Origin of the sequence: Aliamphritea ceti (assembly GCF_024347215.1) — a bacterium.
GTDB lineage: Bacteria > Pseudomonadota > Gammaproteobacteria > Pseudomonadales > Balneatricaceae > Amphritea > Amphritea ceti.
In genome coordinates, this window is sequence record NZ_AP025282.1 from 449,228 (window position 1) to 468,000 (window position 18,773).

Annotated in this window: 16 protein-coding genes; 12 read left to right on the forward strand and 4 right to left on the reverse strand. The window is 48.4% G+C overall.

Annotation, left to right across the window (positions count from 1 at the left end; translation table 11 throughout):
* Nucleotides 1-204 precede the first annotated feature (204 nt).
* The 7 genes from rpoH (at nucleotide 205) to OCU49_RS02000 (ending at nucleotide 8,343) form a co-directional block, all read left to right on the forward strand.
* Complete coding sequence (rpoH, locus tag OCU49_RS01970) at nucleotides 205-1,062, forward strand: RNA polymerase sigma factor RpoH (protein ID WP_261843353.1); 858 nt, start codon at nucleotides 205-207, stop codon at nucleotides 1,060-1,062.
* A gap of 188 nt (nucleotides 1,063-1,250) precedes the next feature.
* Nucleotides 1,251-1,643 (forward strand): DUF423 domain-containing protein, encoded by a 393-nt coding sequence (locus OCU49_RS01975; RefSeq protein ID WP_261843354.1) that lies wholly within the window; start codon nucleotides 1,251-1,253, stop codon nucleotides 1,641-1,643.
* 10 nt (nucleotides 1,644-1,653) lie between these two features.
* Nucleotides 1,654-1,854 (forward strand): sulfur carrier protein ThiS, encoded by a 201-nt coding sequence (gene thiS, locus OCU49_RS01980; protein WP_261843355.1) that lies wholly within the window; start codon nucleotides 1,654-1,656, stop codon nucleotides 1,852-1,854.
* A 94-nt stretch (nucleotides 1,855-1,948) separates the two neighbouring features.
* Nucleotides 1,949-2,743, forward strand: a complete 795-nt coding sequence (locus OCU49_RS01985; protein WP_261843356.1) for a thiazole synthase — start codon at nucleotides 1,949-1,951, stop codon at nucleotides 2,741-2,743.
* Between the two features lie 199 nt (nucleotides 2,744-2,942).
* A complete protein-coding gene (trmB, locus tag OCU49_RS01990; RefSeq protein WP_261845299.1) occupies nucleotides 2,943-3,614 on the forward strand; it encodes a tRNA (guanosine(46)-N7)-methyltransferase TrmB in 672 nt (223 codons plus the stop codon).
* Between the two features lie 479 nt (nucleotides 3,615-4,093).
* Nucleotides 4,094-7,069, forward strand: coding sequence for an NAD(P)-dependent oxidoreductase (locus OCU49_RS01995; protein ID WP_261843357.1), 2,976 nt, complete (start codon nucleotides 4,094-4,096; stop codon nucleotides 7,067-7,069).
* A gap of 143 nt (nucleotides 7,070-7,212) precedes the next feature.
* Nucleotides 7,213-8,343 carry a glycerate kinase type-2 family protein gene (locus OCU49_RS02000; protein ID WP_261843358.1) on the forward strand — a complete coding sequence of 377 codons (1,131 nt, stop codon included), beginning with the start codon at nucleotides 7,213-7,215 and terminating at the stop codon, nucleotides 8,341-8,343.
* Between the two features lies 1 nt (nucleotide 8,344).
* Here the strand turns inward: OCU49_RS02000 and OCU49_RS02005 are convergent, their stop codons facing one another.
* Nucleotides 8,345-9,814, reverse strand: coding sequence for an HD domain-containing phosphohydrolase (locus OCU49_RS02005; RefSeq protein WP_261843359.1), 1,470 nt, complete (start codon nucleotides 9,812-9,814; stop codon nucleotides 8,345-8,347).
* Nucleotides 9,815-10,156: 342 nt separating this feature from the next.
* On the opposite strand from OCU49_RS02005, the gene OCU49_RS02010 reads away from it, so the two are divergent.
* Entirely contained in the window at nucleotides 10,157-11,395 is a 1,239-nt protein-coding gene (locus tag OCU49_RS02010) for an EAL and HDOD domain-containing protein (protein WP_261843360.1), read from the forward strand.
* Nucleotides 11,396-11,457: 62 nt separating this feature from the next.
* Here the strand turns inward: OCU49_RS02010 and ilvD are convergent, their stop codons facing one another.
* On the reverse strand, nucleotides 11,458-13,293 hold the full coding sequence (gene ilvD, locus OCU49_RS02015) for a dihydroxy-acid dehydratase (RefSeq protein ID WP_261843361.1): 1,836 nt from the start codon (nucleotides 13,291-13,293) through the stop codon (nucleotides 11,458-11,460).
* Between the two features lie 204 nt (nucleotides 13,294-13,497).
* Between ilvD and OCU49_RS02020 the strand changes: the two genes are divergently transcribed.
* From OCU49_RS02020 to OCU49_RS02035, 4 genes are all read left to right on the forward strand, one after another.
* Nucleotides 13,498-13,740 carry a hypothetical protein gene (locus OCU49_RS02020; protein ID WP_261843362.1) on the forward strand — a complete coding sequence of 81 codons (243 nt, stop codon included), beginning with the start codon at nucleotides 13,498-13,500 and terminating at the stop codon, nucleotides 13,738-13,740.
* 481 nt (nucleotides 13,741-14,221) lie between these two features.
* Nucleotides 14,222-14,515, forward strand: a complete 294-nt coding sequence (locus OCU49_RS02025) for a PepSY domain-containing protein (protein WP_261843363.1) — start codon at nucleotides 14,222-14,224, stop codon at nucleotides 14,513-14,515.
* A gap of 91 nt (nucleotides 14,516-14,606) precedes the next feature.
* On the forward strand, nucleotides 14,607-15,296 hold the full coding sequence (locus tag OCU49_RS02030; protein ID WP_261843364.1) for a response regulator transcription factor: 690 nt from the start codon (nucleotides 14,607-14,609) through the stop codon (nucleotides 15,294-15,296).
* Nucleotides 15,293-16,642, forward strand: coding sequence for an ATP-binding protein (locus OCU49_RS02035; protein ID WP_261843365.1), 1,350 nt, complete (start codon nucleotides 15,293-15,295; stop codon nucleotides 16,640-16,642). The genes OCU49_RS02030 and OCU49_RS02035 overlap by 4 nt, the downstream gene beginning before the upstream one ends.
* A gap of 19 nt (nucleotides 16,643-16,661) precedes the next feature.
* Here OCU49_RS02035 and OCU49_RS02040 read toward each other — a convergent pair whose 3' ends face one another.
* Nucleotides 16,662-17,672, reverse strand: coding sequence for a M48 family metallopeptidase (locus OCU49_RS02040; protein ID WP_261843366.1), 1,011 nt, complete (start codon nucleotides 17,670-17,672; stop codon nucleotides 16,662-16,664).
* Nucleotides 17,672-18,703: a YjgN family protein gene (locus OCU49_RS02045; RefSeq protein WP_261843367.1), complete on the reverse strand. Its 1,032-nt coding sequence runs from the start codon at nucleotides 18,701-18,703 to the stop codon at nucleotides 17,672-17,674. The genes OCU49_RS02040 and OCU49_RS02045 overlap by 1 nt, the downstream gene beginning before the upstream one ends.
* Nucleotides 18,704-18,773 lie beyond the last annotated feature (70 nt).

Here is an 18,773-nt window from a genome sequence, read left to right on the forward strand (position 1 = left end):
TGAGAATAGGTGTGAAACTGTCCACAGAGGCTTGCCTTTTGCAGTTTGCGCCGCTATTTTTACTCATCCGTTTTTGTCCCTGAAGCTTGTGGATAAGATTACGGATAGCCTCATTGAACTTTTCCATCAGGGTTAAGTCTATTTAGGGGCTACATAGTAACGTTTTATTAAACCCTGATGTTTTATAGAAATTGAGGTCGTGTAATGGGCAAAAGCCTGCAAGTCGTTGAAGCATTATCCCCGGGCCAGAATCTCGAGGCATATGTTCGCTCGGTTAGCGCAATCCCTGTTTTGTCAGTGGAAGAAGAGCGTGAACTGGCGGAACGTCTGTATTACAAGAATGATCTTGAGGCGGCACGCCGTCTTGTAATGTCGCACATGCGTTTTGTCGTGCATGTGGCAAAGAGTTATTCCGGTTACGGCCTGTCTCAGGCAGATCTTATCCAGGAAGGTAACGTTGGTCTGATGAAAGCGGTTAAGCGTTTTGATCCCCGCGTTGGTGTACGGCTGGTATCTTTTGCAGTGCACTGGATCAAAGCTGAAATGCATGAGTTTATCCTGCGTAACTGGCGCATTGTTAAGGTCGCGACTACTAAAGCACAGCGTAAGATGTTCTTTAATCTGCGCAGCAAGAAGAAGACGCTTGGCTGGCTGAATAATGCTGAAGTTAAAGCTGTCGCTGAAGATTTAGGTGTTGATCAGGCGGTTGTCCGGGAAATGGAAGGCCGGATGAGCAGCTCTGATATGGCATATGATGCTCCGGTAGGTGATGACGATGAGCGTGCTTATCAGTCTCCCGCATATTTCCTGGAAGATCATAGCAACGATCCTGCTCGCCAGGTTGAAGACGAAAACTGGGAAACTGATTCCAATACCCGTCTGGCGAATGCTATGTCGCAGTTGGATGAGCGTAGTCAGGATATTCTGGCGCAGCGTTGGTTAGCAGAAGAGAAATCTACTTTGCATCAACTGGCTGCACAGTATCAGGTTTCGGCTGAGCGTATACGTCAGTTGGAAAAGAACGCAATGAAAAAGATTAAGGTAGCGATGCTGGAGGCCTGATGTACGCAGAGTGTACAGAGGTTATTGAAAGTTACCCACTTTAGTCCAAGTAAATGATCAGTAAGCCGTAAGCTTTTCAAGAGCTTGCGGCTTTTTTGTATATGTGGATCAGTCACTAGTTTCAGTCTGGTTGCTGCGCTGTTCGAAGTTTCCCGTTAAAATATCCGTCCCGACCGAGGACCTGAATTATGAATGCCCGTCTGAGTCTGATTATCGCGTCTGTCAGCGGTATGTTGGTGGTTGCACTGGGGGCTTTTGCCGCCCATGCACTGCGCAATCAGCTGAGTGAGCGTTTTTATGATGTCTGGCAGACAGCCGTTCAGTACCAGATGTTTCATACCCTGGCGCTGTTAGCGGTTGGAATTTTGCTGGTACGTCAGAACTGTTTAGGTTTACGTCTGGCTGCCTGGTTGTTTATTGGTGGTATGTTATTGTTTTGCGGCAGTTTATATTCGCTGGCGCTAACCGGTATAACGACTTTAGGCATGATTACTCCATTAGGTGGCTTACTGTTTATAGTGGGCTGGCTGATGTTTGCGCTGAGCATGTTTCGCGCGTCGAAAAAACTTAATGACTGTTAGGCAAAGATCAATGCAAATCCAAGTAAATGGCGACATCATAGATGTAGCAGATGATATGACACTGGGTGCTCTGTTAGCGCAGATGGATCTGGGAGAGCGTCGTGTCGCAATCGAACTGAACCTGGAAATAATTCCTCGTAGTCAACATGCTGAAACGCAGCTGTCTGCGAATGACCGGGTTGAAATTGTTCATGCGATAGGCGGTGGTTAAACGTCGTTTGCAGGATAGTCGTAATCAATAGACAGGCATTGCCGCCTCTGGCAGAGCAATGTGTTAATAAGAATTTTAAGTCAGGATATGTGACATGGCTGAGCAACAGAATGATTCGCTGGTAATTGCCGGTACAACTTATAACTCCCGTCTGCTGGTTGGCACGGGTAAGTATAAGGATATGGATGAAACCCGTCTGGCAATTGAAGCCAGCGGTGCTGAGATTGTAACTTTGGCGGTACGCCGTACCAACATTGGCCAGAATCCTGACGAGCCAAATTTGCTGGATGTGATTTCTCCTGAAAAGTACACAATTTTGCCGAACACTGCCGGTTGCTATGATGCTGCTGATGCTGTGCGTACCTGTAAGCTGGCCCGTGAACTGCTGGATGGTCGTGATCTGGTGAAGCTGGAAGTTCTGGGCGATCAGAAAACCCTGTACCCAAACATTGTTGAAACACTGAAAGCAGCTGAAGAGCTGGTGAAAGATAATTTCAAAGTGATGGTTTACACCAACGATGACCCGATTGTGGCTAAGCAGTTGGAAGAAATGGGCTGTGTAGCTGTTATGCCGCTGGGTTCTTTAATCGGTTCTGGTTTGGGTATTCTTAATCCGCATAATATCCGCATTATTATGGAAAATGCTAATGTACCGATTCTGGTTGATGCCGGTGTAGGTACGCCTTCTGATGCTGCTTTCGCAATGGAAATGGGCTGTGAAGGTGTATTGATGAATACTGCGATCGCTGCTGCTCAGAATCCTGTATTGATGGCGAGCGCAATGCGAAAAGCAATTGAAGCCGGTCGGGAAGGTTATCTGGCAGGCCGGATGCCAAAGAAAGCCTATGCCAGCGCTTCTTCGCCAATGGAAGGCTTGATCGTCGGCTGATTCAGGCTTATCCTTCATGGTAAAGTATATCGCACGGCTCAGGTCGTGCGTTTTTGTTTCCAGAGCAGTACTGATGTTATGCAGTACAGTATTAAGTTAGTTGAAGGCACGCATGTCACAAGAGCACAACGACCCGCAAAATTCCGAGCAAGATCAAATCGATTCTAACCCGAGTGAAACTCCGCAAGGCGAAAAGTATATGCGTACTGTTCGCAGCTTTGTGGTTCGAGGTGGGCGCATGACTGAAGGTCAGGAGCGCGCTTACAGTGAAGTATGGCCAACGATGGGATTAGATATTGAGCAGGGAATGCTGGATCTGACTGAAGTTTTTGGCCGTGAGGCGCCGGTTGTGTTGGAGATTGGTTTTGGCATGGGTGACTCTCTGGTTGCTATGGCAAAAGCAATGCCGGAAAAAGGCTATATAGGTGTTGAAGTGCATCGTCCTGGTGTTGGGCGTTTGTTGAACAATGCGAGTGAGGCCGGACTGACGAATATGCGCGTATTCTGTACCGATGCGCTGGATGTATTAGCGAAATGTATCCCTGATGGCAGTTTGGATACTGTGCAGTTATTTTTCCCGGATCCCTGGCATAAGAAAAAGCATAATAAGCGCCGTATTGTGCAGCCTGCGTTTGCTGAAACTATTCGCAAGAAGCTGCGTGTCGGCGGTCAGTTCCACATGGCAACTGACTGGGAACCTTATGCTGAGCATATGATGGAAGTCATGAGTGCTGCCCCTAGTTATGCAAATACACAGGGTGAGGGTGAGTATTCTCCGCAACCTGAATGGCGTCCAGTGACTAAGTTTCAGAGACGTGGTGAACGTCTCGGACATGGTGTCTGGGACCTGATTTTTGAACGCACCGATTAATGATAAAAAGAGCGCCAGTGGCGCTCTTTTTTTGCCTTTAATATACCTGTAGCAGAGCCTGTTTTTGCCTGTTTATTAATTTGATTCCCGTCCTCTTATCTCCAATGGCAGTGCTGCGATTCATCTGGTCGCAGATTATTTATCGAACTTGCCGCTGTCGGTTCTTTTATTTTGTTAATTATTTGGTCGCTGTTATTTTTCAGCAGGCCTGCGCACGTAATTGAAACAGCGTAATTGTCGTTACTGAATATCGTTTCGTCGTAATTAAGTGTGTCAGCCTCTGCAACCTGCCCTAGCATGTATGAATCACTTACGAGCCATATTTGATAAATTTTGTTTATTATAGGAAACAAAATTTCCCAATGGGAAATGTTTTTGCTATAAGTACAAATCCTATAAACGCGACTTAAGGCAGAAACAGGCCAAGATCAGAGATTTTGCAGTGTTTCTGAGACACAGTTTTAGCAGGTATTAAACATATGGCTTCTATTCAGCAGCTCAAAAGCGCACGCGATAAGGCGATCTCACTTACCCAGAATGGTCTGCCGCCAGCGACTAAAAACCAATTCTTCGGTGTTGGTCCTATCACTGATATGACACTAAACGAAGTAGACGCCCGTTTACTGCGCTTTGAGTTTGATGCCTGGTTGGAAGCTAATTATCCGAAACTGGATGATAAAGGTAATCGTATCGGCAGTTTCACAACTGCTGAAATTGGCCGGGGTATGCACCGTGGTTATCCGGCGGATAAAGTACTCAACGATATGATGCGTGAGATTCACCGCTACTTTGGCTTCCCTAAGTCGAACAAAATGGCGGTTGGTCTGGGTGGCGGTCACAGTGGTTTCACTGCAGCTGCTATTCACATGGTTACCGCGAATGATCCGGAACAGATCGTATTCATCGATACACCTAAGCCTGAGTCTGAAGCTGCGAAAGCAGGCGGGTTTTTCCGTCAGTCCTGGGGGACTCAGCTGACTGAATTGCACCGTTTTGCAACTAATGGCGATGAAAGCCGGCTGATTTTCGCCGAAGGTGAAGGTAGCATCCCAAGCGCCGAGTTTCTGAAAGAACGTGGTGTTAAGCTGTTTTTCGGCGTCGGTCACGAAACGACTGGTGCAACTACCTATACGGAAGAAGAGATCCGTAACCTGTTGGCCTGGATTGATATGAATCCGGCTGAACACCACGCTATTATCGATGCAACATCGCTGTTAGGCGCAATGCCATGGGCTGATGATCTGGTTGAGCAGATGACGGTTAAGTGCAACATGTTCATGCCGTTCCAGAAAGCGATTGGTGGTGTGTCCGGTTATTACGTTATTTCCCTGACACCCGTTGCGTTGAACCTGATTGATGAAAATCAGAAGGATCCGTCCTGGGCGATCCCGCGTCAGCTGAAAATTGCTGTGCCCCGTGATGCAAAAATGCCACTGACCAGTGAGAAAACCACTGAGCTGGGCCCAATCTATGACGCTGAAAATGACGTCATGAAAGGCGGTATCATCAACACGTTCAGTACTCTGGCGTTTGCAGAAACTACATTTGCGATTCTGCGTAACGAAAAGAACATCGGTGATGTTAAAACTCTGAATGAGCGTTCCCGTACAAACCGCGACATCGTTAACAACTGGATTGCTGCCAGTGACCTGTTCCAGCTGGGCGTCGAACGTGAAACAGCCCGTGGTGCGGCAGTAACCCTCCTCAAAGTAACTGATTCTGATATCGATGACCTGGCAGTACACGAGCGGATCATTGTGAAGTCCAAGCAGATGTTGGGCTATGAAGGTATTACCCACAGTGACGGCAGCCACGAGAAAGGTCTTGATGCTGCCCGTTATGTAAACGCGTTTCCGGGTTCTCCGGGGGATTACCGCGCCTGGATTGGTGGTATCCGCCCACAGGAAGATATTTCCGCCTTGCTGGAGAATATTCAGTTTTGCTATCTGCGTGCCAAAATTGCAGTGATAGAAGAGCTGCTGGACGCTGCTGGTGAAGGCTACGACAGTGCCGTAGTTTCTGCCGCGGACGGCAATACCCGTGTGGATGATGCTAACCGTGCTTATAAGGTGCTGGTAGCTGACCTGATCGGTATGGTTTTCGATGCTGACGGCAATGCTGATTACAGCGAAGTGAAAGCATACATTGAATCAAAAGGCGGTGAATTCCACCTGGGTGCTGCTGGTGATGACGCAGCACTAGCTAAAGGTAAGCTGCACTTCTTCTATCAGCCAGAGCTGAGCCGTGAAGATGAGCTACTGGCGCAAACAGCTGAAGGTCAATACGACGCTGTAATTGCAGCTGCTACTTTCCTGCCTGCGGCCTCTAAGTTTGAACTGGGTGGCGTACGTATCGGTGCCGGTACTGGCAATATGGGATCTGCAAGCTGGGGTGGCGGTAACGGTGACGGCGGTGTTGCACCGTTGATGAATACGCCAAGCTTTAACTCCCGTGCAACTGCGCAAACAGCGATGAAAGCTTTGCTGAAAGTTCTACCTGATCTGCAGGTCGAGAAGATGCACGAGCTGGTTGTTGCCGGCGATTTCGATACTGGCAAGAACCTGGCTGAATATCCAACTACCAAGCTGGAAGGTAAGCGTCTGGCAGTTATCGGTTACGGTAACATTGGCCGTGAAGTGGCTAAGCTGGGTGCCGCATTTGGTATGCAGGTGACGGTTTATGCACGTTCGGTACATCAGCAGTGGATTGAGTCTGAAGGTTTTGCCTTTGCTGCCAGCATTGTGGCAGCCGCTAAAGATGCAGACGTGATCAGCCCGCACACCGGTTTGGGTGCACTGAATGCTGATACCGGTGTGTTTAGCAATGCAGGTATTATTAATGCAGAAGTGTTCTCTGTGATGAAGCAGGGCGCAGTACTGGTTAACTACGACCGCGGTGAAGTGGTTGATATTGATGCACTGGATGCTGCACTGAGCAGTGGTCAGATCAGCTATGCAGCGATCGATGCTGACCTGTTCAAAGATCCTGCCAGTGGTGAGCTGTTTGGCCCAATGGTGCCGTACCGTAATATTCATCATAAGCATGAAGGTAAGATGGAGCTGTTACCACATGCTGCAGCGGATACTGAGCACATGTCTCGGGTGGAAGGCGCCAAGCAGGCTGTGGATCAGATTTACGGTGTGATCCAGTTCGCTAAGGTAACTAACCTGAAAGGCGATCTGCCGGAAGGTTACAGTAATGCCGGTGCTAAAACTGTTAACGGTGTTGGCAAAGTATCTGCCAGCAGTGTTTCGACTCTGGATGATGCACAGCTGCAGCAGCTGAGCGATGCCGCTCATATGATGGCAGCATATTGGGGAGCGATTAATGCTACTCAGGATGCTGATCGCCGTGCTGCGCTGGTTGCAGAGTACAGCGAACAGATGGTACTTCAGTCCAATGTCTACGGTACTTTAATGCAGCAGTGTGGTCTACAGGGCCCGTTTGGCGAGTAACGGCTACTGAGCGATTATAGCCGCTTGTAGTTGTTGTGTGGTTAGCAATAAGCAATGGCAAGTAGGTTATTATAAAGCCGTTTCAGGATTGATATCTGAAACGGCTTATTTGTTTTTGTAACATGAATGCCTGGAGGCAGGACGTGGCTAACATTATCAGACAGGACTTGCAGACTATGTTCACTGCGGGCGTGGATGCAGTGTCCGGATTTTCTGCTACTCGCAACGCGGTAGCGCAAATGGCTGATTTTCAGCCAGATCAGATTGTGGCTGTTGGTAAGGCTGCCAGTGGTATGTGTGCAGGTGCACTGGATGCACTTGCGGAGCTGTGTCCGGCACTACTGATAACTAAGTATCAGCACACCGATCAGGTGATGCACGACCACTCACAGGTTACCGTGATGGAAGCAGCACATCCGGTGCCTGATGAGCAGTCATTGGCTGCCGGGGAAGCGGCGCTGAATACGGTTACAGCGATGCCGTCCGGCAGTAGGCTTCTATTGCTGGTATCAGGCGGTACATCGGCGCTGGCGGAGTCTCTGCCTGCGAATATGAGTCTGCAGCAGTGGCAGGCACTGACCAGTGAAATGCTGGCGGCAGGCTATAATATCGGCCAGATTAATGCGCGGCGTAAAGAAACGTCGCTGATCAAGGATGGTAAGTTGCTGGCAGCTTTCAACGGAGCTGAAGTGCGGGTGCTGGCGATCTCTGATGTGGAAGGTGATGACATTGCTGTAATCGGTTCAGGTACCGGAGATACTCATCGGGCAACAGCAACTGCCAGTGTGACGTTGATTGGCACCAATCAGGTGGCCCGTGATGCGGTGGAGGCGCAGGCGGTAGCGATGGGCTTTACGGTTAAAACTAACCGCGAATGTATGTATCAGGATGTAAATCAACTGGCCGCGAATCTGTCGGATGAGCTGCTGGACGCATCTCCCGGCGTCTATATTTTTGGCGGTGAACCTACTGTTGAACTGCCGGAAAATCCGGGTAGTGGTGGCCGCAACCAGGCGCTGGCGCTTGGGTTAGCCAAGGGGATCCGTGGTCGGCATGACATCCATATACTGGTTGCCGGAACGGATGGCAGTGACGGTCCCACCGATGCTGCTGGCGGTATTGTTGACGGGAAGACCGTGACGGACATGACTGTGGCCCGGGATGCATTACAGCGGGCAGATGCAGGTACCTATCTGCGTGACTGCGGGGATATTTTTATTACCGGTCCGACCAATACAAATGTAATGGATCTGGCAATTGCAGTGGTTAGCTGAATTAGCTGGCCTGTTGCATTGCTTTGTCGGCAAACTGTTCGGCGATGTCGATAAACTGTTGTTCGGCAGTCAGGAAGGCGTCGACGACGTCCGGATCAAAATGACTGCCGTTCCCCTCCAGAATGATCTGTTTGGCTTTTTCGTGACTGAAAGCGGGTTTGTAGACCCGCGCAGAAATCAGTGCGTCATACACATCTGCCAGCGCCATCAGGCGGCCGGATACGGGAATATCGGTACCGCTTAAACCATTAGGGTAACCACTGCCGTCCCATTTTTCATGGTGGGTCAGGCTGATTTCGCGGGCATATCTGAGGAAGTCGTTAGTACCCAGCTTTTCTTCCGCAACCGACAGAGCATCCGCGCCTATTTGTGGGTGCTGCTTCATTATTTCAAATTCTTCATCGGTGAGTTTGCCGGGTTTTAGCAGGATACGGTCCGGAATGCCGACTTTGCCAACATCATGTAAAGGCGCAGATTTGTAATAGAGTTCGATCGTGTGGTCATCCAGCGCGTGGTTATAGCCGCTGTTTTTCCGCAGTGCTTCAGCCAGCGCTTTAACGTAGTTCTGGGTGCGCAGAATATGGCCGCCGGTTTCGTTATCCCGGGTTTCGGCGAGGCTGGCGAGGCCTAGTATGCTGGCATCCCGGGTGATGCTTAATTCCTGGGTGCGATTTTCCAGAGCAGTGATCATGTTGTTTGTTCTGACAGCCATCAGGCCGAACTCATCATTACTGGTGACCGGTACTTTAATATTCAGCTCACCTTGTGATACCTGTTCCAGAACATGGTTTTCAGCACTGATGAAGAATTTAAGATTGCGCGAATAGCCGGCAATAATGGTCAGAATGTAGGCCATAATAATCGCGACGACAAAAGATATTTCTATGAGTATATAACGCTGAGAAGTTTCTAGTGGAATTGCATCGCCAGTATGTATTAGCCATTCCAGATCTTTGTTGATGACCAGAAAGACTACGCCAATCACAGAAAACGCACAGATTGCTGCAAACCAGGTGAATTTTTGAGTCAGTGGATAGGGTGTTTCATCTGGCTCGATATGTTCGCCGGTCTGTTGTAATTTGGCTGCGATTTTATGTTCTCTTGCCAACGCAAGATCGCAGGCAATCATGAATCCGAGAACGCCCATACCCACCAGGATTTTTCCGCCGCTCTCTATTGGGAAATCGTAACGCAGTAAATTATAAGCACCCAGCGCCAGCGCTCCAGCCAGAAATAAACCTAAGTCCAGTTTGAACTGGTAACTCACCTGTTGTTTTATCGGCTGCTGATTAACATTGTTTTCCAGCAGCAGGCGTAACCCCCACTGTAAGCTGAAAACCAGTAATATGGGTAATAGCAGTTGTAATGGAGAAAGTGAATCGAGGAAAGGACAAACCTGAATGCCGTAGAAAGAAAACAGTAGCAGGGCGAGCAGGTAATGGACGTTAGTACGTCGTGAAATTGAAGTCATAAATATTTGCCGGCTTATCGTCGCTGTGAGTGATCTCCGCTGCCTTTCAGATGCAAATAATAATGCCTGCGGGAGCACTCAGGGATAGATTGCTGATATTGCTTCCTGCATATGCTCAACTGATCACACAGAGTAGACGAAGTCGCTTGAGAGTTTCAACTGTTCAGCGCTGCTTAGCTGTCAAACTGGGAAGTCTGTTGAGTTGTCTGTAATGCTTAACGAAAAAAATGTGCTTGAATTGAGTAACTTTGCTGAATACGTGCCTTATGAGAGTGAATTATGCCGGGTATACTAAACCTGACCGAGTAGCATAAATGACTAATTATTGAGGATGTCGGCAGTATGATAATGAATGCACAGAATGAGGCCAGCCAAAGCTCTCAGGTGCTGATGGCACGACAGCCTATTTTTAACAAAAGTCAGGATGTAGAGGCATACGGTCTGCTGTATCGGACAGAAGACGGTATGTTACCCGCCGAGTTTACCGATGAAAAAGCGACATCATCCGTCATTCTGAACAGCTATGCGGTTGTCACTACTAAAGACGGTGAAAACCGACGGCTGCCCTTTTATATCAAACTCACAGAAGCCATGTTGTTATCCGGGGCAATTCCGGCTCTTCCAAAAGAGCATTTTGTCTTTGAATTATTACGTGAAGATGGCTCTTCCAGAGAGTTGATAAAAAAAGCCAAAGAGCTGAAGCAACAAGGTTATCGTTTAGCGCTGACTCATTATAACGGTGATAAAGAACAGACCGCGCTGTTGGATGCCGTCACTGTTGTCAAAATTGATATTCAAAAACATGATAGTGAGCAACTTAAAAAACTGATTCAGTTTGTGCGTCCTTATCATGTCGATATTCTGGCGGACAAAGTTGAAAATCAGGATGATTTCAGGCGATGCCTTGAGCTTGGATTTAATCTGTTTCAGGGATTCTTCCTGTGCAAGCCTGTTGACATTAAAGGCAAGGCTTTGGGTAGCTCTAAAGCAATGATTATGCAGTTGCTGGCCGAACTGGATAATCCGAACGCCAGCGCTGATTCGATTGAGCAGATCGTGATTAACGATCCGAATATGACCTATAAGATTCTTCGTCTGGTCAATTCTGCTGCTTTTTCCCGACCAAAAGAAATCCAGTCATTGTCCCATGCGATTGCTCTGATCGGCATGAATCAGGTTAAGAAATGGGCAACTTTGTTTTTGCTGAGTGGGCAGTCAGGTAAGCCGGCTGAACTTACCAGGATGATGCTGATTCGTGGCCGGATGTGCGAATTACTGGCTGAGATGCTGAATTACGAAGCGCCAATTAATTTTTTCATGGTAGGGCTGTTGTCGCAACTGGATGCCATGATGGATATGGATATGCATTATCTGTTGGATCAGGTGCCGCTGCGTGAAGATATCAAACAGGCGATACTGACCCGGGATAATCAGATGGGAGCAGTGCTTGAAGAAGTTGCCTGTTATGAACGGGCGGACTGGGACTGTATGAAAGGATTGCTGGATAAACGCTTCTGTGAAGTAGCTTACCGCCACAGTCTTGACTGGTCAGAACAGGTGCTGGCGGCACTTTCAGAGTAATTGTTTTAAGATATAAAAAAGGCAGCCATCGGGCTGCCTTTTTACGTTTAGCTTGGCGTTGATCAGTCTAGCTGAGACAGATCGCGCACTGCGCCTTTATCTGCTGACGTTGCCAGCTTAGCGTATGCTTTCAGGGCGGCGGAAACACGGCGAGGGCGTTCTTCCACTGGCTTCCAGCCTAACTTGTCCTGCTCAACACGACGTGCAGCCAGTTCTTCATCAGACAGCAGTACGTCGATGGTGCGGTTCGGTATGTCGATACGGATCTTGTCACCGTTGCGTACCAAGCCAATTGCGCCACCTGCAGCTGCTTCAGGTGAACAGTGACCAATAGACAGGCCAGAGGTACCACCAGAAAAACGACCATCGGTGAGTAGGGCGCAGGACTTACCCAGGCCTTTTGATTTGATGTAGGTCGTCGGGTAGAGCATTTCCTGCATACCAGGGCCACCGCGTGGACCTTCGTAACGCACGATCACGACGTCACCGGCTTTGACCTTGTCGCCTAGCACATTCTCGACTGCCTCATCCTGAGATTCGGTGATGTGTGCAGGACCTTCGAATACATGGATGGATTCATCGACACCCGCTGTCTTCACTACACAGCCATCGAGCGCGATGTTGCCGTAAAGTACGGCGAGGCCGCCTTCTAGGCTAAAGGCGTTATTGATGTCGTGAATACAGCCGTTCTTGCGGTCAGCATCCAGTGTTGGGTAGCGTGTTGCCTGACTGAACGCCGTCTGAGTTGGGATACCAGCAGGGCCCGCTTTGTAGAACTTCATCACTTCCGGCGTTGGACTGCGCATGATATCCCACTTATCCAGCGCGTCTTTCATTGTGGCGCTGTGGATAGTCGGCAATTGCGTGTGCAAGTTGCCCGCACGGTCCAGCTCACCGAGAATCGCCATGATACCGCCAGCGCGGTGTACGTCTTCGATATGGTAGTCCGGCGAGTTAGGGGCAACTTTACACAGCTGTGGAATCACTTTAGAGAGACGGTCAATATCCTGCAGAGTGAAGTCCAGCTCTGCTTCCTGTGCAATCGCCAGCAGGTGTAAAATAGTGTTGGTGGAACCACCCATGGTGATATCCAGTGCGACACAGTTTTCAAATGCCTCATAACAGCCAATGGAACGCGGCAGTACCGAGTAATCATCCTGCTGATAGTGGCGCTTAGTGATGTCGACGATGGTGCGTCCAGCTTCCAGGAACAGCTGCTCACGATCGGCGTGGGTAGCCAACATCGTGCCATTACCAGGCAGAGACAAGCCCAGTGCTTCAGTTAGGCAGTTCATTGAGTTGGCGGTAAACATACCGGAGCAAGAGCCACAGGTCGGACAGGCGCTGCGTTCAACGGTGAGGACATCTTCATCGCTCACATCGTCGTCGACCGCAATAATCATGGCGTCAACCAGGTCCAGCTTCTTCTCGCTGAGTTTGGTCTTACCGGCCTCCATCGGGCCGCCCGATACAAATATCACTGGGATGTTGAGGCGCATGGCTGCCATCAGCATACCCGGTGTGATTTTGTCGCAGTTGGAAATACAGACCAGTGCGTCAGCACAGTGAGCGTTGACCATGTACTCTACTGAGTCTGCGATAATGTCACGGGACGGCAGAGAGTAAAGCATACCGTCATGACCCATCGCGATACCGTCATCAACTGCGATAGTGTTGAATTCTTTTGCTACACCGCCAGCTTTTTCAATTTCACGGGCAACCAGTTGACCCATGTCTTTAAGGTGGACATGTCCGGGTACAAACTGGGTAAAAGAGTTAGCAATGGCGATGATTGGTTTTTGGAAATCATCATCTTTCATGCCAGTCGCACGCCACAGGGCGCGGGCACCTGCCATATTACGGCCGGCAGTAGATGTTTTTGAACGATATTGTGGCATGCACAGATCCTCAAATCAGTGGTCGCGAGCCTCTGGCTGGAGCGTTATGACAAGGTCAAAGGCGCAGCACAAGCTCTTATTGTTTTGCTGGGAGTATACCAGAAAGTATCATGCAGATAGCTGAAAATAATGTTGCCTGAGTCGCTATAATCATAGGTCTTTTAGTTGTACTACAGATGTAAATATAGCGGAGAGAGCAGCATCATGAATGAACCACAGAAATTATCAGCTGACAGGTGGCTACAACGTTTAATGAAAATGGGTATACCAGTGGCTGTTATCAGTGTGCTGTGCCTGTGGCTTGCCTGGCTGTTGCAAAGCTCTGCGCTGGGAAGCGTATTTATTATCACAATGTTGATTGCCTTAGGGCTGGGGTTTACGTATAACATTCGTCTTGTAATTCTATCTTTACGTGCCAGAAAAGCAGCTAATCTTAAAGATAATTAGTTCAAGCATTTGTTTGAATTCTTCCGGAGCGGGAACGCTCTGAGATTCTTTGTTGTCTATGTTTGAGCAGGCGTGTCCTGCTTGATTCAGAATGTACTGTATGAGCAGTACTACATTACTAAGTTGTTTCTGAACTGACTAAACTGATGAATGCGGCCAGTGGTATCTGTGGCTATCTTTATGAGTGTCGTAGTGGTCGCGTTATAAATGGTTCTTGTCATCCAGTTCAGACCTGATTAAGTGCTACAGCAAGATAATTATTTACAGGCGCAATGAATGATTATTTGCACTCTGCTTTTGGTGACTGGTGTGCCCATTATGGGTTTTAACCGGCCACTTCATGAGTATAATGCTGGAGCATTTTTGCACGGTAAACAGTATTGCTGACTTATAAGGAAGTACGCGCCTCATATGGAACCTGAACCCGAGCCAAGAATTGCGGGCCCTGTCCCGATAAGAATCGAATTAAGGTGAAAATAGTATGTACCAAGCTCTGCAAAATACTTTCCAATCCCTGACGCTGGTCGTTTTGCTGGGGATACTTGCCGGTCAGGCGAGTGCAGAGCTGTTTGTGCCATCGACTGCGGTGGTTGTGTTGGCTGCAGATACCAGTTTGCAGGCGGCAGCTAAACAGGTAAATACTAAGTATGGCGGTGAGGTAGTTAAGGCCGAGACTGTCAGTAAGGAAGGCAAGCAAGTACATCAGATTCGCTTACTGATTGATGGTCGGGTAAAGAATGTTGATATAGATGCGAGTTCAGGAAAAGAACTGTAACTTGCATCTGCCTGCCGAATCTGGTCCTCTCTCTGGTATATATTTCTTCAGTTTTAGCCCACCAATGGGTATTGATTTTAAGGAGTGATGGATGAAACTTCTGGTTGTTGAAGACGATAGTGATTTAAGGCGCCAGCTGGTTACCGCACTGACGAATGCCGGTTATACCGTGGAAGAAGCGGAAGACGGTCAGGAAGCAGTGTATCTGGGAAGCGAGTTCCCTTACGACCTGGCGGTTGTTGATATAGGTTTACCGAGCATTTCAGGTGTTGAAGTAATTCGTAAGTGGCGTGATGCCGATGTGAATTTTCCAATTATTATTCTAACCGCCCGAGGCGACTGGCAGGATAAAGTGGAAGGGCTGGAAGCTGGCGCAGATGACTATCTGGTTAAGCCTTTTCATATGGAAGAACTGCTGGCTCGTCTTAATGCACTACTGCGCCGTGCTGCAGGTCATGCTAAACCGATGATGGCGTTTGGTCCGCTGGAGCTGGATACCAGTGGTCGGGTTGTAAAACTTAACGGTGAATCCGTCAAACTGACCAGCTATGAATACCGAACGCTGGAATATCTGGTATTGAATGCTGGTAAAGTGATTTCAAAAACTGAGCTGACAGAGCATCTCTATCATCAGGATTTTGACCGGGATTCTAATGTGCTGGAAGTGTTTATCCGCCGTTTACGGCAAAAACTCGATCCGGACCAGTCTCTGCAGCCTATCGCTACAGTAAGGGGCCTGGGGTATCGATTTGACCTGACGTTAACTTCTGATCAGGCATGATGCCAAAATCTCTGCGGGCACGCTTGTTGCTCGCATCTCTTTTACTATTGCCAGTGTTTTTTGGTCTAACCGGATTTGCTTTACAGCAAGCCTTCAGCCATAGCCTGGCGACTGCTGAAGAACAGCGCCTTAAGTTACAGCTTTATTTGTTGCTGGGCGCAGCAGAACCCTCCTCTGATGGCATCAGTATGCCAGCGACACTTCGTGAACCCCGTTATAACCAGATTGCTTCTGGCCTGTATGGCGTATTGCATGAGGGTAGCCATTCCCTGATGTGGCGTTCAGAGTCGAGCCAGTTACTCAATGACGATTTGCTTGAACGTCTGGGCCGCACTGAGCTGGAAACAGGGATGGAATCCTTTTATGAGTTGACTGAAGATGCGCTATTTGTCTATCAGTTCGGCTTACTCTGGGATATCGAAGGCGTAGAGAAGCCTTATTTGTTTACAGTGCTCGAATCTAACAGTTTCGTGAAAGCAGAACAGAAAGCATTTAACACTCGCCTCTGGAGTTGGCTGGGGGCTGCGATAGTACTTTTTCTGTTAGTCGAAGCGATTATTATGCGCTGGGGCCTTATGCCGCTTAACCGGCTCGCAAAGGATCTTAAGTCTATTGAGCACGGTCACAGTGATCGCTTGCAGGGAGAGTATCCGAGCGAAGTTCAGGTGGTGACCGATAATCTGAATCTGTTAATTGAAAATGAGCGCAAACAGCGCGAACGTTACCGGAATACTTTGGGGGATCTGGCACACAGCCTGAAAACCCCACTGGCTGTTATTCGGGGTGCCCGGCAAGAAGGCCTGGATTATGTTGATTTTCAGAATCTGGTTAATGACCAGGTCGTGCGGATGGATCAGATTGTTCAGTATCAGCTTGCCAGAGCTGTTAAAAGTCAGGGGCGTCGGCTGGCGAAGCGGGTTGCAGTTGAACCGCTGATTAAACGTATGGCGTCTGCCTTACAGAAGGTGTACCGGGATAAAGGCATCGATGTTGTTCTGGAGCTGAAAGATTTCCAACTGGCGGCAGATGAACGGGATTTAATGGAGTTACTTGGGAATATTCTCGAGAACGCTTTTAAATACGGTGATTCCAGGGTCAAAGTCAGTATGTCGCAGGCTGAAGGTATGCTGCGTATTGATATTGCTGATGATGGTGCAGGAATATCACCTGAGTTGCGCCAAACCATACTCAAACGTGGTCAGCGGGCAGATACTTCCGCCCCCGGACAGGGCATTGGTCTGTCCGTGGCGGTAGATATTCTCAGCAGTTATGGTGGTGAACTACGGATTTCAGAATCACTGTATGGCGGTGCATTATTTTGTCTGATGCTGCCATTAAGTTACTGATTTGTTTCTGTCTTCGAGATTATTTAGCTTTGAGTTTCTCTATTCGCTCTGGTGTAGAAGGATGGCTGGAGAACCAGTCGTTAGTACCTTCTTTGTGCTCTTTACTTAACCGTTCTAACAGATTGCCCAGGCTCATTGGATCATGCTGATGTTGTATCAGAAGGTCTTTTGCGAAAGCGTCAGCTTCCAGTTCGAAGGTCTGAGAATACTGGCTTTCAACTAATATGGTTGGCAATGCCGCCAGTATTGAACTGGCGGTACTCATGTCACCGGTGACCACTATGATGATGAGAGGAAGGGCGCTGCTTTGTAATGCTCTGCGTAAGCCGTGGCGCATATTTACATGGCCAATTTCGTGGCTCATTACTGCAATTAACTCTTCATCATTGCCAGCCAGTTTAATAATCTGATCGGTGAAAATGACGCTGCCGTCAGGCAGTGCAAAAGCATTCGGGCCAACAGCGCCACCGTCGCGGAAATACAGTTTATAGTCAAAGCCGTCATCCCGACTGGCTATGAGCTTGTTGAACGCATCAGTTAATTCTTCACGGCGCTCAACAGAAAGTGTTGAGGGCTCAAAGATGTAATTGTCCAGTGTGCTTAGTGTGTGCTTACTGACTTCCTGGTTAACGCTCACTGGAAGTAAAAATGCTACCTGTCGGGCTGCAGATGGCAAGCCGTAGGCAACTCCCCACCAGACGAATAAAGCGACACAGATGACTGAGGCAAACGCATAGCGGTAGCTGTTTTCCAGTTGGTGAATCCAGCTGAGCCGGTTGTCACCTGCAAAGCGGTTAATTAACTCATCAACCGGATCATTTTCTCTGGTTTCGAACCGTAAACCGTTAGGTAAATCCAGATATCTCGATGTGCTGCCAATACGGGGGCTGATAGTTAATTCCGACCAGTGGCAGCCCCGCACACTCAGTTCAGGGCATTCGATAAAAATGTCCCCAAGAGTATCTATCGACAGCTCTGCCGGATGGCTCTTTGAGGTATGACCATCAAAGAGCCTGCCTGAAAGTTGCATCAGATGCCAAACTCCAGATCCATGACATCGCCGAGTTCTTCGCCCAGAGCGTTTTGTTTATCAGAAGCTCCACGGGTGAATTCTTCCAGATCGCCAGTCGCGATAAACTGCGTACATTCAGCTTTGTAGCGGGCCATACGAATGTGTGTCCAGGGAATGAGTAAGCCAAGACTTATCATGATTGCCAGTGTATTCGTGAGTAACAGCCATAGAAGCTTACGGGCTTTGAGTGAGCTTTCAAAGCTGTGTTCATCCAGCTTGGTACTGTTCATCGTGGCGTTGATAACACGTGAGTGTACATATACATATACGGCGTAATAAACAGGCAATAATGCCATACCTATAAATGGTGCTATCGGGTCGTTTTCAATGTTATTTATCACACCGCTGTTGAATATGTAGCCGAGGAACCCTGCCAAGGCAGCAATGATCACAACAGCGCCGATGAAGCAGGCGAAATATATTGGCTTGGCACTGAGGTTACTTTTGAAGCGGGTTTTACCGTAGCTGCTGTTATCTATATACCAGCGATTCTGAATCGCCATTATCAACGGATAAACCAGGTAAAGAGTGAATGCGCTGAGTAACGGGAACAATAGATAATTACAGAATGCCTGACCGTAAGTACCATGAAAGTTAAAGCTGAGATTACGGTAGCGGGTGTTTACAGCCCGGAATTTCAGCGACCGGCAGATAAGCCAGGGCAGAATAATCAGGAAAGCAATGATGAATACTGGTGTGATCAGCGGGAAAAATGTTGTACTGACGGAATAGATAATGATCACGAACACAGCCAGTAAACGGCCCTTAAGGATTGTTATTGGCTTGGCTGTATATTCGAAACTGCTGCCTGCCAGCGTCGTATTACCATAGAAATACTGATGGGTACGTACTTTAGCCCAGGCGGAATATATACCCAGCGTCAGAATTGTTAGGCAAATGTTAACGATCCATATTTTAAAGAATTCACCGCTTTTGCCATGAAATTCAAACGGATGTACCGTCGGGTGTTGGGGAAGGTTTTGAGACATGGGGAACGTTCCTTGTGGTGCGCCGACGTCCTCGTCAGCGCTGTTTTTAATACATTGTATAGCTCGTCAG

Coding starts and splice junctions, on each gene's coding strand:
- OCU49_RS02005 (WP_261843359.1), bottom strand. CDS start 9,814: ATGACTTCAATTTCACGACGTACTAACGTCCATTACCTGCTCGCCCTG.
- OCU49_RS02010 (WP_261843360.1), top strand. CDS start 10,157: ATGATAATGAATGCACAGAATGAGGCCAGCCAAAGCTCTCAGGTGCTG.
- OCU49_RS02045 (WP_261843367.1), bottom strand. CDS start 18,703: ATGTCTCAAAACCTTCCCCAACACCCGACGGTACATCCGTTTGAATTT.
- OCU49_RS01975 (WP_261843354.1), top strand. CDS start 1,251: ATGAATGCCCGTCTGAGTCTGATTATCGCGTCTGTCAGCGGTATGTTG.
- ilvD (WP_261843361.1), bottom strand. CDS start 13,293: ATGCCACAATATCGTTCAAAAACATCTACTGCCGGCCGTAATATGGCA.
- OCU49_RS02030 (WP_261843364.1), top strand. CDS start 14,607: ATGAAACTTCTGGTTGTTGAAGACGATAGTGATTTAAGGCGCCAGCTG.
- OCU49_RS02025 (WP_261843363.1), top strand. CDS start 14,222: ATGTACCAAGCTCTGCAAAATACTTTCCAATCCCTGACGCTGGTCGTT.
- thiS (WP_261843355.1), top strand. CDS start 1,654: ATGCAAATCCAAGTAAATGGCGACATCATAGATGTAGCAGATGATATG.
- OCU49_RS02020 (WP_261843362.1), top strand. CDS start 13,498: ATGAATGAACCACAGAAATTATCAGCTGACAGGTGGCTACAACGTTTA.
- OCU49_RS02035 (WP_261843365.1), top strand. CDS start 15,293: ATGATGCCAAAATCTCTGCGGGCACGCTTGTTGCTCGCATCTCTTTTA.
- OCU49_RS02040 (WP_261843366.1), bottom strand. CDS start 17,672: ATGCAACTTTCAGGCAGGCTCTTTGATGGTCATACCTCAAAGAGCCAT.
- OCU49_RS01985 (WP_261843356.1), top strand. CDS start 1,949: ATGGCTGAGCAACAGAATGATTCGCTGGTAATTGCCGGTACAACTTAT.
- rpoH (WP_261843353.1), top strand. CDS start 205: ATGGGCAAAAGCCTGCAAGTCGTTGAAGCATTATCCCCGGGCCAGAAT.
- OCU49_RS01995 (WP_261843357.1), top strand. CDS start 4,094: ATGGCTTCTATTCAGCAGCTCAAAAGCGCACGCGATAAGGCGATCTCA.
- trmB (WP_261845299.1), top strand. CDS start 2,943: ATGCGTACTGTTCGCAGCTTTGTGGTTCGAGGTGGGCGCATGACTGAA.